The organism is Halomonas sp. DQ26W (assembly GCF_003339685.1).
Taxonomy (GTDB): Bacteria; Pseudomonadota; Gammaproteobacteria; order Pseudomonadales; family Halomonadaceae; genus Halomonas.
In genome coordinates, this window is the sequence record NZ_QPKI01000004.1 from 49386 (window position 1) to 63279 (window position 13894).

Sequence of the window (13894 nt, forward strand, 5' to 3'; positions counted from 1 at the left end):
CTTGACACATATCAGTGCAGATGTGCGGCATCGTGCCTAGGATGGACGGTTCGTCGGCCGCCATGGCCACAGCCGATTCCCAAGGCTCGATTCCACTGGAGAGTAGCAATGCTTCCGTTGCCCCTGTCGTTTTTGCCGCGTCCGCCCGCCCTGACTCGCCTGATACGAGCCATCGACCCCCGGGTGCCTCTGACACTCAAACGCCACGTGATCGAGCCAGTGCTCAACCGCACCTTTGCCGAACCCCTGGAAGAGGGTGAGTTCGATGCCCTGGAGGGGCGTCGCATCACGCTGCACGTGGAAGACCTGGGTGTCCTGTTGACCCTGACCCTCGAGAACCAGCGGCTGGTGCTGAGCCGCGAGGTCGGGGAAGCGACCATTCGTGGCGGCTGGCGCGAGTTCCTGTGCCTGGCCACGCGCCGCGAGGACCCCGATGCCCTGTTCTTTCAGCGGCGGCTGTTGATCGAGGGCGACACCGAGTTGGGGTTGATGGTGAAGAACCTACTGGACAGCCGCGAAGAGGGGCTGGCCCAGGGACGCCTGGGCGACTGGCTGGCGCGCCTGGAACGAGTGGCACGCCGCGACGATTGAGTTTCTTCTTGTTAACGAATACAGCCAACATAGGCGGAGATAAGCCGACATGAGCACTTCCACCAAGGCCGTCAAGACATCCAATGAGGTTCCGCTACAGGTACCCTCCCGTGATATCTGGGATGCCAAGTACCGCCTTAAGGATCGCCATGGCCGGGCGGTCGACAAGGACGTGACTGAAACCTGGGATCGCGTGGCTCGCGCCCTGGCGGTGGTGGAAGGGGACCTGGCCGACGCTTGGCTGCCGAAGTTTCGCTGGGCGCTTGAAAACGGCGCCATCCCTGCAGGACGTATCATGTCCAACGCCGGCGCCGAAAACTACAAGCCGGCGGTGAGCCTGATCAATTGCACCGTGTCGCGCACCATTCGCGACTCCATGCACGACATCCTCGGCAGCGTGGTGGATGCCGGCATGACCCTCAAGGCGGGCTGCGGCATCGGCTACGAATTCTCGACCCTGCGCCACAAGGGCGCTTTCGTCTTCGGCGCCGGTGCTGGCACCAACGGCCCGCTGGCGTTCATGGATATCTACGACAAGATGTGCTTCACGGTGGCCTCGGCCGGCGGCCGCCGCGGCGCCCAGATGGGCACCTTCGATGTCGGCCATCCCGATGTGCGCAGCTTCATCGAGGCCAAGCGCGAGGCCGGCCGGCTGCGTCAGTTTAACCTCTCACTGCTGATCACCGACGAGTTCATCGAGGCGGTGAAGCAGGACGCCGACTGGCCGCTGGCCTTCCCGCTGCACGCCGGCGAGAAGGATGACGTGAAGCCCGAGGACCTGATCTATCGAGACTGGCCGGTGGTCGAAGACGCCTACACCACCGACGACGAAGGCCGCGTGGCCTGTCGCATCGTCGAGGTGATCAAGGCCCGCGAGCTGTGGGACACCATCATGAAGTCGACCTACGACTTCGCCGAGCCGGGCTTCATCCTGATCGACCAGGTCAACCGCATGAACAACAACTGGTTCTGCGAGGAGATCCGGGCCACCAACCCGTGCGGGGAGCAGCCCCTGCCGCCGGAGGGCGCCTGCCTGCTCGGCTCGGTCAACCTGACCCGCTTCGTCATCGACCCCTTCGGCAAGAAGGCGCGCTTCGACTGGGACCGCTACCGCAAAGTGGTGGCGATCTTCACGCGCATGCTCGACAACGTGGTGGAGATCAGCGGCCTGCCGCTTGAAGGCCAGCGCAAGGAGATCGAGGCCAAGCGCCGTCACGGTATGGGCTTCCTCGGCCTGGGCTCGACCCTGACCATGCTCAAGATTCCCTACGGTTCGGCGGAGTCGCTGGCCTTCACCGAGGAGGTGAGCCGCAACCTGGCCCTCGAGGGCTGGAAACAGGCGCTGGAGCTCTCTCGCGAGAAGGGCATGGCACCGATACTCGCTGAGGACTTCGAGATCACGCCGAAGATGCTGCGCGAGCGCCCGGAACTGGCCAAGGACGGTTACGAAGTGGGCGACAAGGTGCCCGGCCGCATCCTGCACGCGCGCTATAGCCGCTACATGCAGAAGATCGCCGAGCTGGAGCCGGAACTGGTGGCAGCGCTATCCGAGCATGGCGCGCGCTTTACTCACCATTCGTCCATCGCGCCGACCGGCACCATCTCGCTGTCGCTGGGCAACAATGCCTCCAACGGCATCGAGCCGTCGTTCTCGCACCGCTACTTCCGCAACGTCATCCAGTCGGGCAAGAAAACCAAGGAGCAGGTGGAAGTGTGCTCCTTCGAGCTGGCCGCCTACCGTCACTTCATCGCCGCCGACGCGGTGGAGAGCGACCTTCCCGATTACTTCATCACCGCCGACGCGGTGACACCGAAGCAGCACGTGGCAGTGCAGGCTGCGGCCCAGGCCTGGGTCGACTCGGCGATCTCCAAGACCGTCAACGTGCCCACCGACTTCCCCTTCGAGCACTTCCAGGATCTTTATCTGGACGCCTACGGGAGCAAGCTCAAGGGTTGCACCACCTTCCGCTTCAATCCGGAAGCCTTCCAGGGCGTGCTGGTGCGCGAGGACGATCTCAAGAACACCACCTATGTTTTCGAGCTGGAAAACGGTGAGACGGTAGAGCTTTCAGGCGACGAGAAGGTTGTCTACGACGGCGAAGAGCACAACGCGGCGAACCTCTATGATGCGCTGAAGGAAGGCACCTATGGTAAGTGGTAAGCCCGTGTACTTCCAGCTGCCGGTAGCGAGGGGCGCCGGGGACACGTCGAAGAGGAGGTCCTGCACCAGGGATGGTGTAGGTAGCGTACAGGGATGTATTCACAGCGCCTCCTCGTCGGTCCGGCGCTCCGGGACGTGTCGCCGGAGCAGCCCCGAGCGAGTAAAGCTGCGCGCCTTTGAATCCTTTTCCGCAGGAGCCTGCTGATGGCCGTCGAAATCAAGTCAAAGATCGTTTCCTACAGCGTCAAGAAAGCCGTGGAGGAAGCCCCCCTGGCAGATGAGAATCCGCTCACGGTGCGCATTCCGTCTCGTCCCGAGGGCACCCTGGAGGCGGTATCCGAGAAAATCTCCTACGTCGGCGCCGAAGGACGCAAGAAGGTCTACCTGCTGGTCTCCTTCATGCCGGTGGAAGGCGTACTCGACGGCAGGCGGGTGGTCATCGAGCGTCCGGTTGAGTTCTTCTTCCCCTCCGGCCAGCTTTCTAGCGAACACCAGTGGATCACCGCCACCATGCGCAGCCTATCGCTGGCCGCCCGCGGCGGCTACGTCACCCAGGCGGTGGCCGACCTACGCAAGGTGGCCTGGGACAAGGGCCTGGTGCGCTGCGGCATGAACCGCTGGGGCAAGCCGATGTTCCATGACTCCGAAGTGGCGGCCATTGCCTGGTCGATCCAGCAGATCCTCTATCGTCGCGGTTTCCTTGACCAGGACGGCAACCAGGTGCCGGTGGAGGAGCTGGTCAGCCGCTACGCCCATCGCCTGACCCACGGCCACCCCTGGCAGCCGCCCACCCTCGAGGAGGAGGCCCGTGCCGAACAGCAGGCCAAGGCCGAGGCTCTTGCTCAGGACAAGGAGAAGGGTGACGGCCCCACGGTGGTGGGTCACTGCCCCGAGTGCCGCGGCGAGCTGATCATGATGGATGGCTGTCCGACCTGTTATGCGGGTTGTGGCTGGTCCAAGTGCGGCTGAAACTTACCTGATTTCGCATAAGGCTCAGCAGGCGCCTGACGGAGGCCTCCGGCCTCCAGTCGCGAGCTGAAGCTGCTCCAACAGTGTGGTAGTTGCCGAGCCCTTCCACTCTGTTACGGTGAGACATGGCGTACCTCGACATTGGGAGTACGAATATCGATGTTCAAGTCCATCCTGGTTGTCTGCCGAGGCAACATCTGCCGCAGTCCCGTGGCCGAGGCGATGCTTCGTCAGCAGCTTCCACATTGCCGAGTATCGTCGGCTGGCATCACAGCCCTGGTCGGTGAGGAAGTCGAGCCTAAGGCTCGGCAGCTTGCCGAAGCCGATGGCTTCGAGGTTGGCAAGCATCGCGCCCGGCAGTTGGAAGCCGACCTGCTTGCCGAAGCCGACCTGGTACTTGTCATGAGCGATGACCAGCGTCGTGAGATTGCATCACGCTGGCCATCAGTACTGGGCAAGACCATGCGCCTGGGCCATTGGCTGGAGCAGGGCAATGGCCAGGATATTCCCGACCCCTATCGCCGCTCCGATGCTGTTTTCCTCCTGGTGCATCGTCTTATTGCCCGCGCCACCCGCGAGTGGGTCGGTCGTTTATAACCCTCGAGACCGCGCGCCTGTTTCGGCGCATATCAAAGCAAATCCCCCTTCTTTTTCCGCCCATAAGGAGCCTTGTTCCTTACATTGGGCGGGTCGGTTTGTCGTGCCTGCGGCTGAGTTGCCTCATCCCACACGCAAGGCTTGACCAAACTTCGTTTGGTCAATTGTGACAACCAATTTTCAGCATGTCATTTAACTAAAAATCAGCCGGTGAGCTTGTCAGTCCAACGTAACCTGTACGTATCTTCCGCTGCTTTGTATGTAACGGAAGGTATACCCGCCCTGCTGCACTATGCGAGCGGCAGAGCGGGTCAACCAGATAATGGACGATCGGGCTTCGGATGGCTGCCAGTGAAATCCGGGGCGGTAGCGTGCCAAGGGAATTCACGGGAGAAAAAAAATGATATCGATAGTAGACACTTCAACTTCGTTGGAAGTCTCCAGTAAAGGGGGAGCAAGGAACAGATCAGCCTCGAGAATAATGCGGTTTACTACCACCCTGGTGTTGGTAGCTGCATTGCTGATTACCGCCGGTTGTGCCTTTGCCCCCGGGGGGCACATCAACGAGAACCGGCTCGATGAGTCGCTCGATTCGCGTGTGGATATCAAGCCGATAACGCCAGAGCTGGTGAGGGATATGCAGGCCGTTGAGTCCGCCTCTCGGCCCGTCCCCCCGACGCTTCAGCGCGCCATGCAGGAATACGAGTATCGTGTCGGCCCGGGAGACGTCCTGAGCATCATCGTCTATGACCATCCGGAGTTGACCATTCCGGCAGGCAGTGAGCGTGCCGCCGCCGAAACCGGCAACCGGGTAAGGCCCGACGGCACGATGTTCTATCCCTATGTGGGACGGGTCCGTGTGGCGGGTATGACCTTAGACGAGATTCGAGCATTGATTGGCCAGCGCCTTTCGAATGTGATCACCGAGCCCCAGGTCGAGGTGGGTATCGCCGCCTTCCGTTCCCAGAAGGTCTACGTCAGTGGCGCGGTGGCTAACCCAGGTACTCAGCCACTTACCATCGTGCCGATAACGATATTGGATGCCATCAGCGAGGCAGGCGGGGCTGGTGACAATGCGGATTGGCACAACATCATTCTCTCGCGCGAAGGGCGTGAAGAGCGTATATCGCTCTACGCCATGCTGCGGCAGGGTGATATGTCCCAGAACCGCATGCTTCGGGATGGCGACCTGTTGCATGTACCCACCTCTGAGAATCAGAACATTGTGGTGCTGGGGCATGTCCTGCGCCCCGGAGCCATTGCGGTGGGTAATGAGCGGCTTTCCCTGACCGATGCCCTGGCCCGGGCCGGCGGCGTCAACGAGAATCGAGCACAGCCTTCCGGCATCTTCGTGGTACGTGGGAACGCCCCGGACAGCGAGACGTTGGCGACCGTCTATCAACTGGATATCAGTGATGCCACTCGGTTGATGCTCGGCACACGCTTCCCGCTGGATCCGCAGGATGTGGTTTACGTGACGGCAGCACCGCTGTCTCGCTGGAACAACGTCATCAGCCTGCTGCTGCCTTCGGTCAATCTTCCGGGTGACACAGCCAGATCGTTTGATCGCCTAGGTGATATTTGAGAGCCGGGGTTCCTGACACTTTACGAGCGATGAGGCTATGGCAATGACGATCTTTCCCGCCCCCCCGGCTTCTTCTCCGGCACCTCAAGAGAATAGCGATATCAGCCTGAGAAAGCTGTTGGGAACGCTGGTCGACCATAAGTGGCTGATTATACTTGTCACTCTGGTTGCGATCTTGATCGGGTATTTTCACTCCAGCTCTCAGCCTCGCATCTATCAGGCCGATGCCTTGATCCAGATCGAGAACCGTGGCGCGATGCTGGGCCTGCTGGAATCCCTGGCGGTGGGTGAGCAAACCGGGAACCCCACGGCGGCAGAGCTGCAGATCCTGCAGTCAAGGATGGTCCTCGGCGAAACCGCTGACCGGCTCGACCTGGCGATTCGTATCGAGCCGCGTCGACTGCCTGTCATCGGTGACTTCCTGATCAACCACGGCGTCACCCATGAGAAATATGAGGGGCTAGCGCCGGACTTCCTGCGAACGCGCTGGCTGGAGTCATCGGATGAGTTGGGTAGCCCCTATGTCTGGTCTCAGGAGTCGCTGAGGGTATCCCGCTTCGACGTGCCCCCGGGGCGAGAGGGCCGAGGCCACATATTGAGGGTAACCCAGCAGGGAGGGTACGAACTGTTACATGATGGTCAGTTGGTGCTGACAGGTCTTGCGGGTGAGACCGCGCAGGACGAGGTCCATGGCTATCGACTCTTCGTCAGCCAGCTCGAGGCGCACCCAGGAGCGGAGTTCTACCTGCATCGAGTCTCGCGACTCGCTGCCATCAGGCAGTTACAGAATCGATTCCTCATCGAGCCAAGGGGGCAAGATTCCGGCGTCTACCAGTTGAGGCTCAGCGGCACGGACAGGGAGCAGATCCAGGAGTCGTTGGATACCTTGACCGGGGTCTTCTTGACCCAGAACGTTCAGCGGCAGTCGGAAGAGGCCGAGAAGCAGATCGCCTTTCTCAATGAACAGATCCCCCAGGTCAATGAGCAGTTGACCGACGCGGAGAATCAGCTCAACGAGTACCGAGCTCAGCGGGATTCAGTGGATCTTACCTTCGAGACCCAGAACCTGCTTAACAGCCTGGTGGCAGTGGATAACCAGCTCACCGAACTCGCGCTGGCCGAATCCGATCTGGCTGAACGCTATCGACCGACTCACCCCAACTATCAGGCCTTGCTGAGGAAGCGCTCGCAGTTGCAGGCCGAGCGGGAGCGTCTGGATGCGCAGATCGGCGACCTACCCGAGACGCAGCAGGAGGTGCTGCGTCTGACCCGCGATACCCAGGTCAACCAGCAGGTCTATGTCCAGTTGCTCAACCAGCGCCAGGAAATGCGCCTGGTCAAGGCTGGGACGGTAGGTAATGTGCGAATCCTTGACGCTGCCATGCTGCAGCCGGGGCTGGTCTCGCCACGTGTCAGCCTGACAACCGCAATCAGCGGGCTGGTCGGTGCCTTGCTGGTGTCGATGGTCCTGGTAATCCGGATGCTAATGACCCGGGCCATCAAGAGTCCGGATCAACTCGAGGAGCTGGGGCTACCAGTCTACGCCGCGCTACCGGAGTCTGCTGAGCAGGCCAAGCTGACCCGGCGTATCCGACCCCGCCATGCAAAGAAACCCCAGGACATCTTTCGTCGTCTTCTGGCCATGGAGAACCCCTCCGAAATTGCCGTGGAATCCTTGCGCGGCCTGCGTACCAGCCTCTACTTCGCCATGCTGGAAGCCGGGGACAATCGACTGATGATTACCGGGGCGAGTCCTGCGGTGGGCAAGAGTTTCGTGGCTGCCAACTTGGCCGGGGTGTGTGCACAGGCAGGCCAGAGGGTCCTGCTGGTCGATGCCGATATGCGTCGCGGCCACTTGCATCATGCGTTTGGCGGACAGAGCGAAGGTGGGCTGTCGGAGCTTCTGGCACAGCGCATTGAACCGGACGAGGCGATTCGTCACACCGACTTGGAGGGGCTTCACTATGTTTCCCGCGGTACGGTGCCTCCCAACCCCTCGGAGCTGCTGATGCAGCGTAGCTTTCACGTGTTCCTGGAATCGATGAGCGCCCGTTACGACTTGGTGGTGCTGGATACCCCACCGGTGCTGGCCGTCACCGATGCCGCCGTGGTGGGTAAGCTGGCCGGTACCAGCCTGCTGGTGGTGCGATTCGGCACTAACCCGCCAGCCGAGATCAAGGCAGCCAAGCGGCGCCTGGAAAGTGCAGGGGTCAGGCTCAAGGGCGCTATCTTGAACGGGGTCGAGAAGCCCACCAAGAACCGCTACGGCCATTACGGAAGCTACCTCTATGCCTATCGGTGAATCGCTATGCTGAAGCAAATGCACGAACTCTATACGCTGCTGACCAAGCCGCAGCGTCGCCGCCTGATACGGCTTCAGATACTAATCATCATCATGGCCTTCGCCGAGGTTGTCAGCGTGATATCCATCGGCCCCTTCATGGCGGTGGTGGGCGACATGAGTCGGCTCGAAGGGGAAGGCTGGTTGGCCCAGGCTTATACGCTGAGTGGTGTCGACAGCCCACAGCGCTTCCTCACTCTGATGGGCATTGCGGTGTTGTCGATCCTGATTCTGGCAGCCCTGTTCTCGATGTACACCACCTGGCGCCTGTCGCTTTACGGGGCGCATGTCGGGGCCGAGCTTTCGAGCCGCCTCTACCTCTACTACCTGCACCAGTCCTGGATGTTCCATGCAGGGGGTAGCAGTAGCCGCTTGATAAATCGGGTGTCTCAGGAAGTACAGCGGGTGACCACCAAGATCATCAACCCCTTCATGCAGTTCAATGCCAAGGTGGTGATGGTAATCTGCATGTCGCTGACCATTCTGATCTATAACCCCGTGGTTGCGGCCATTGGTGTCGTGATCTTTGTCACCACCTATATGCTGCTCTACAAGACGGTACGCCGTTTTCTGATCGCCAACGGAAAGCGGATATCCCAGGCCCAGACCCAGCGCTTCAAGCTCATGACCGAGGGCTTTGGTGGCATCAAGGATCTGCTGCTGTTGCATCGTCAAGCTACCTACACCCAGCAGTTCGACAAGGCCAGTCACCGGGTGGCGCGGGGCCAGGGTGTCACCCAAGGGCTAAGTGATGCACCGCGCTATGCCATCGAGCTGGTGGCCTTCGGTTCGGTGATCTTCCTGGTTCTCTATCTGCTCAATATTCACCAGGGCAACCTGGGGGCGATACTGCCCGCTCTGTCGATCTATGCCCTGGCCGGTTTCAAGATGCTGCCGGCTTACCAGAAGATCTATTCTTCCGTTTCCCATATCCGCGGCAACCTGGCGGCCTACGAGGCAATTCGCGGCGACCTGTTGGCCAGCCGTTCGCCAGAGGCCTATTCCACCGCAGACAACCAGCCCGAAGCGACGCCGATGGTTCCTGCATCGGCCATCCAATTGGAGGATGTGGTCTTCCACTACCCGGGCAAGGAGGAGCCTGCGCTCAATGGATTCACGTTGACAATCCCGGCTAAGTCCAGGGTGGGGTTGGTAGGTGAGTCGGGATCGGGCAAGTCGACGGCAGTGGATCTATTGCTGGGACTGATCCTGCCGCAGCAGGGCCGAGTACTGGTGGACGGCATGCCGCTGGACAAGGAGAACCTCGCGAATTGGCAGGCCGGCGTGGGCTTTGTTCCGCAGCACATCTTCCTGGCGGATGCCTCCATTCTGGAGAACGTCGCTTTCGGATTGCCGCGTGACCGGATCGACGTGGTACAGGTGGAGGAAGCGCTGCGGATGGCACAGCTCGATACCTTGATCGACTCCTTTCCGGAAGGATTGGAAACGCAGGTAGGCGAGCGGGGCGTTCAACTTTCAGGTGGTCAGCGTCAGCGTATCGGCATCGCTCGTGCCCTCTATCGTAAGGCCCATGTGCTGGTTCTCGATGAGGCCACCAGCGCCCTGGATGGGATCACCGAGAAACGGGTAATGGAGGATATCGATCAAGTTGCCGGCGGCAAGACCCTGGTAATGATTGCCCACCGCCTTTCTACGGTAAGAGGCTGCGACATCATCTATGTGCTCGATGAGGGCAGGGTGGTGGACAGTGGTACTTATGACGAGCTTGCTGAACGGAATACGGCATTCCGCATGATGGCCAACCTCTAACACTACCTGGGCGAGAATACACATGAACCTGATCGCCGCCGTGCTGCTGTTCCTGGGGCTGAGCCTAGCCAGCTTTTATGTCTTCCCTAGCGGGCAACCTCAGCCTGCTGACTTCGTGTTGCTCGGTTTCGCGATCATCATGTCGATCATGGCTTTGGGTGACGAGCATCTGGAGCTCTCGCCGTTTGTTGTCAGTTGGGGATTGATGGTGCTGTGGGTGCTGTTTGTGAGCCTGGCCTGGACCCTGGTGATGGAAACCACGGGCTTTTTGATTTACCCGGCCTTCTTCTTCTTCAATTTCCTCGTGGGAATGGCAACGCTGCGGTTCTTGAGGGTCTACGGCTCCTATGCGCGTAGCTTGATTCGCATTGCCGTATCCATCGCGCTGCTGGTCACTGCCACTGAGGTCATGGTGCAGTTGGCATTGGGGTTCAATCGGGCAACAGGAAGTTTCAACAACCCCAACCAGATGGCCTACTTTTCGCTTTGCGGCATTGTGGTACTGATGATGCTAGACGATTATCGGCTTCAGTTGAGGCCACTTGTTCTCAGTGGTCTGGCCGCTGGCATGGTGGGCATTCTGTCGGCGTCGTCGCTGGCGGCCATGGGGGGGGGCGCCCTGGTCGTGGTCGGTTGGGCCATGGCCAACGCCACGCGAATCAAGCATTTCGCACGCTTGGTAGTAGCGGTGCCACTCTTTCTCATCGTAGTTATCGTGATCAACCTTCGCGCCGATGGTCAGATCTTCAATAACCTGCAGAAACGCATGGACCGGGCGCCCGACAAGGTGGAAGGTGTTTACGAGCAGCGCAAGTTCGACCGGCTCGAGCACTTTCCCGAGTATGCGATCCTCGGGGCAGGCGAAGGCGAGCGCCAACGCTTTGTTCCCTACCACCGTGCCGAGATCCACTCGTCCTTTATCAATATGCTGTTCGCCTACGGCATACCCGGGTTCGGCCTCTTCCTGTTGGTGATCTTCACCGCGCTACGCCGTGCTCCAGCCTATGTGTGGGTGGGTATGGCCGGCCCGCTCTTCTACTCAATGACCCATAACGGGCTTCGTTCGACGCTTTTCTGGTTGGTGCTGGTGCTGTGCTGGCATCTCTATCGATGGGGGCGGCAGCCGGTTTTCTATCCACCGCCCGCTGCACAAGACGAACTTGTGCATGTCGAATCATCGTCAAGGCACTGAGCCCCCTGTCTCATCGTCGATCGATGGGTTAGATATTTAAAATTTCAAGCACCTCGGCTAGTTGCATATCGCTGCCGCAGTGGATCTAACCGAGCACGAGTCATTGCTGCTCGGGATAGAAGTGAGGGAATACGCATGCAGAATTTATTGAGCCCCTTGTTGTTTCTCCCACGCGACATAAAGCGTCGAGTCCTGGTGGCGGTCGACGGTATTATCGTGGTTGCCTCGTTGCATCTTGCCCTCATGCTGCATATGGGTAGCCTGCAATTATCACGCGATACCCCCCTGTGGGTGGCCAGTGTCTCCATAGCAGCGGCGAGCCTGCTGCTGTTCAAGTGGTTGGGGCTCTACCGCGTTGTGATCCGCTATATGAACCACGCCACTGTGCCGGTGGTGGCAGTGGCGGTCGGGGTGTCGTCGCTGGTGGTCTTGTTGGCGAGCAGGCTGACGGGCCTTAGCCTTGTCACCCTTCCGGTTCTCGTCAGTTATGCACTACTTATGTTGCTCGGCCTGGGCAGCGTACGTTTCCTGTTGCGGGAACTCTATATACTCAGCCAGCGGCGGCTACGCCGGCCCGTGGTGATTTATGGGGCGGGGGCGGCCGGCTGTGAACTGTTTGCTGCCCTTCGCCATGGGGGCGAATTCGAACCGGTGGCCTTCGTCGATGATTGGCGCGGCCTCGACGGTGCCCTGGTCGAAGGACTGCGCGTGCATCAGCCGGTTGCTCTGGCGGCACTTGTCGAGGAATACAAGGCTGCCATGGTGCTGCTGGCCATACCGAGTGCGCCACGCTGTCGGCGTAGGGAGATCCTGCGCAACCTATCGGCATTATCGGTACCGGTGAAGACGATTCCCGGTAGCGCCGATGTGATTGCGGGCCGCGCTCAGATCAGCGAGCTGCGCGATGTGGCACTGGAAGACCTGCTGGGACGCGATCCCGTGCCACCATTCCCTGACCTGCTGGAAGCCAATATCCGCAGCAAGTCGGTCATGGTGACCGGGGCGGGAGGATCCATCGGTAGCGAGCTGTGTCGTCAGATCATCGCGCTTGGACCCGTTCGTTTGTTGCTGGTCGATAACTGCGAATTCGCGCTCTATGCCATCGAGCAGGAGCTTGCCAATCACACGAGGGCCGGCAGGATGGGAACCGAAATCAAGCCCTTGATGATATCGGTGCAGTCACGGGAGGGACTCGAGACCATTTTCGGTGCCTTTGAGGTTCACACCGTCTACCATGCCGCGGCCTACAAGCATGTGCCACTGGTGGAGTACAATCTCATCGAGAGTATTCGCAACAACGTCTTTGGCACCCTGAACCTTGCCAGGGCGGCGATGACGGCGAGAGTCGAGACCTTCGTGGTCGTTTCCACCGACAAGGCGGTACGACCCACCAACGTCATGGGCGCGTCCAAGCGGTTGGCCGAACTGATCTGCCAGGCCTTCGCCGACACCGGATGTCGTACGCGCTTCTGCATGGTGAGGTTCGGCAATGTCCTGGGTTCCAGCGGATCGGTCGTACCCCTGTTCCACAAGCAGATCGAGCAGGGTGGGCCTGTCCAGGTGACGGACCCCGACATCACCCGCTACTTCATGACTATCCCCGAAGCCGCCCAGCTCGTGATTCAAGCCGGCGCCATGGGGCGGGGAGGCGAAGTCTACGTGCTCGACATGGGTGAGCCGGTAAGAATCCAAGATCTGGCAGTGAACATGATTCGTCTCTCCGGCCTGGAGGTGCGGGACGCGGATCACCCTGATGGTGATATCGAGATCGTCTACACCGGTTTGAGGCCGGGTGAGAAGCTTTACGAGGAACTACTGATCGGCGGAGAAGTCGAGGCAACCCGACATCATCGAATCAGCACCTCACGAGAAGTGTATTGGACCTGGGACCGGCTTAGGCCTTTTCTGAACGAACTAGAAGCAGTGCTGGCCAAGTTCGACCATGCCCGTCTGCGTCAACTGCTAGTCTCCGCTCCGTTAGGCTATACGCCTGAGGATGACATTGTCGATTTAATCTGGAACGCACGTAAACAACAAGCCGGGCCTGCTCAAGGATCACCCGGTTTTATCATTCCCTTCCCTGAGACGAACACTAGGGTGGATCCGCTGATCAGTATCGCTCGCACAGAACGTTAAAGGTTTAGGTATCTTAGAAAAGTCGTCCGGCCAATGCCGCACGGCGGCCCCGTCATGCCTTTCAATACCTTCCTGAGCCCCATAACAAAGGAAGGTTGACATGCGCATTGAACCCTTGCTTATCAAGCTCTGGGTGATTCGGCAAGTGGAGCAGGCCGGGCTTCATGTTCATAATTTAAGCGTTATCTGGCCCGCGGGGTTCTGCGACATGATGGTGCCAATGGTGATATCAGCACGCTGGTCTTGAGCCATCCCGATGGGCGTTGGCAGGCTCTGGTAGGCCAGCACCGCTACGCGGTGATCAGTGCACTTGGGAAGCCGCTTATCGATATACGGGTGGAATCCTTCGTCGGGCGAGAAGAAGTGATGCTGTGGCTTGGCGTCGTTTCGGGGCTATTCACTCCGGCTGCAGCGCTCGAGGTCTTCGATGCCTGTTTTTCCAGTGCAGAGGACCGCACCGGCTTGGATGTTCTCAATAGGGTCTGCACGTCTTCAGGAGGAAGCGTGGAATGAACTGGCAAAGTGCTCAAAAAAGACTGGCGCACCGTCTAT

Annotated in this window: 11 protein-coding genes; all 11 read left to right on the forward strand. The window is 59.8% G+C overall.

Features of this window, described 5'->3' with window-relative positions; all coding sequences use genetic code 11:
• The first annotated feature begins 108 nt into the window (after positions 1–108).
• The 11 genes from DU490_RS03130 to DU490_RS16965 all read left to right on the forward strand — a co-directional run bounded on the left by DU490_RS03130 (position 109) and on the right by DU490_RS16965 (position 13855).
• Positions 109–591: an SCP2 domain-containing protein gene (locus tag DU490_RS03130; RefSeq protein WP_114572883.1), complete on the forward strand. Its 483-nt coding sequence runs from the start codon at positions 109–111 to the stop codon at positions 589–591.
• Positions 592–640: 49 nt separating this feature from the next.
• Positions 641–2752, forward strand: a complete 2112-nt coding sequence (locus DU490_RS03135) for an adenosylcobalamin-dependent ribonucleoside-diphosphate reductase (protein WP_114572884.1) — start codon at positions 641–643, stop codon at positions 2750–2752.
• A 204-nt stretch (positions 2753–2956) separates the two neighbouring features.
• Positions 2957–3721, forward strand: coding sequence for a ribonucleoside-diphosphate reductase (locus DU490_RS03140; protein WP_114572885.1), 765 nt, complete (start codon positions 2957–2959; stop codon positions 3719–3721).
• A gap of 159 nt (positions 3722–3880) precedes the next feature.
• Positions 3881–4318 carry a low molecular weight protein-tyrosine-phosphatase gene (locus DU490_RS03145; RefSeq protein ID WP_114572886.1) on the forward strand — a complete coding sequence of 146 codons (438 nt, stop codon included), beginning with the start codon at positions 3881–3883 and terminating at the stop codon, positions 4316–4318.
• 481 nt (positions 4319–4799) lie between these two features.
• Positions 4800–5903, forward strand: coding sequence for a polysaccharide export protein (locus tag DU490_RS03150; protein ID WP_114572887.1), 1104 nt, complete (start codon positions 4800–4802; stop codon positions 5901–5903).
• A gap of 43 nt (positions 5904–5946) precedes the next feature.
• Positions 5947–8205 carry a polysaccharide biosynthesis tyrosine autokinase gene (locus DU490_RS03155; protein ID WP_181869938.1) on the forward strand — a complete coding sequence of 753 codons (2259 nt, stop codon included), beginning with the start codon at positions 5947–5949 and terminating at the stop codon, positions 8203–8205.
• A gap of 6 nt (positions 8206–8211) precedes the next feature.
• Positions 8212–10014 carry an ABC transporter ATP-binding protein gene (locus tag DU490_RS03160; RefSeq protein WP_114572889.1) on the forward strand — a complete coding sequence of 601 codons (1803 nt, stop codon included), beginning with the start codon at positions 8212–8214 and terminating at the stop codon, positions 10012–10014.
• Positions 10015–10036: 22 nt separating this feature from the next.
• Positions 10037–11206 carry an O-antigen ligase gene (locus DU490_RS03165; protein WP_114572890.1) on the forward strand — a complete coding sequence of 390 codons (1170 nt, stop codon included), beginning with the start codon at positions 10037–10039 and terminating at the stop codon, positions 11204–11206.
• A 135-nt stretch (positions 11207–11341) separates the two neighbouring features.
• Positions 11342–13342: a nucleoside-diphosphate sugar epimerase/dehydratase gene (locus DU490_RS03170; protein ID WP_114572891.1), complete on the forward strand. Its 2001-nt coding sequence runs from the start codon at positions 11342–11344 to the stop codon at positions 13340–13342.
• A gap of 100 nt (positions 13343–13442) precedes the next feature.
• Positions 13443–13589 carry a hypothetical protein gene (locus DU490_RS17085; RefSeq protein WP_181869939.1) on the forward strand — a complete coding sequence of 49 codons (147 nt, stop codon included), beginning with the start codon at positions 13443–13445 and terminating at the stop codon, positions 13587–13589.
• Positions 13586–13855 carry a hypothetical protein gene (locus DU490_RS16965; protein ID WP_147270440.1) on the forward strand — a complete coding sequence of 90 codons (270 nt, stop codon included), beginning with the start codon at positions 13586–13588 and terminating at the stop codon, positions 13853–13855. Before DU490_RS17085 ends, DU490_RS16965 begins: the two co-directional genes overlap by 4 nt.
• The last annotated feature ends 39 nt before the right edge of the window (positions 13856–13894 follow it).

What these genes read in the sequence shown, in the direction of transcription:
- DU490_RS03150 (WP_114572887.1), top strand. Translation starts at nt 4,800, where the DNA reads ATGCGGTTTACTACCACCCTGGTGTTGGTAGCTGCATTGCTGATTACC.
- DU490_RS17085 (WP_181869939.1), top strand. Translation starts at nt 13,443, where the DNA reads ATGCGCATTGAACCCTTGCTTATCAAGCTCTGGGTGATTCGGCAAGTG.
- DU490_RS03165 (WP_114572890.1), top strand. Translation starts at nt 10,037, where the DNA reads ATGAACCTGATCGCCGCCGTGCTGCTGTTCCTGGGGCTGAGCCTAGCC.
- DU490_RS03160 (WP_114572889.1), top strand. Translation starts at nt 8,212, where the DNA reads ATGCTGAAGCAAATGCACGAACTCTATACGCTGCTGACCAAGCCGCAG.
- DU490_RS03170 (WP_114572891.1), top strand. Translation starts at nt 11,342, where the DNA reads ATGCAGAATTTATTGAGCCCCTTGTTGTTTCTCCCACGCGACATAAAG.
- DU490_RS03140 (WP_114572885.1), top strand. Translation starts at nt 2,957, where the DNA reads ATGGCCGTCGAAATCAAGTCAAAGATCGTTTCCTACAGCGTCAAGAAA.
- DU490_RS03155 (WP_181869938.1), top strand. Translation starts at nt 5,947, where the DNA reads ATGACGATCTTTCCCGCCCCCCCGGCTTCTTCTCCGGCACCTCAAGAG.
- DU490_RS03145 (WP_114572886.1), top strand. Translation starts at nt 3,881, where the DNA reads ATGTTCAAGTCCATCCTGGTTGTCTGCCGAGGCAACATCTGCCGCAGT.
- DU490_RS03130 (WP_114572883.1), top strand. Translation starts at nt 109, where the DNA reads ATGCTTCCGTTGCCCCTGTCGTTTTTGCCGCGTCCGCCCGCCCTGACT.
- DU490_RS03135 (WP_114572884.1), top strand. Translation starts at nt 641, where the DNA reads ATGAGCACTTCCACCAAGGCCGTCAAGACATCCAATGAGGTTCCGCTA.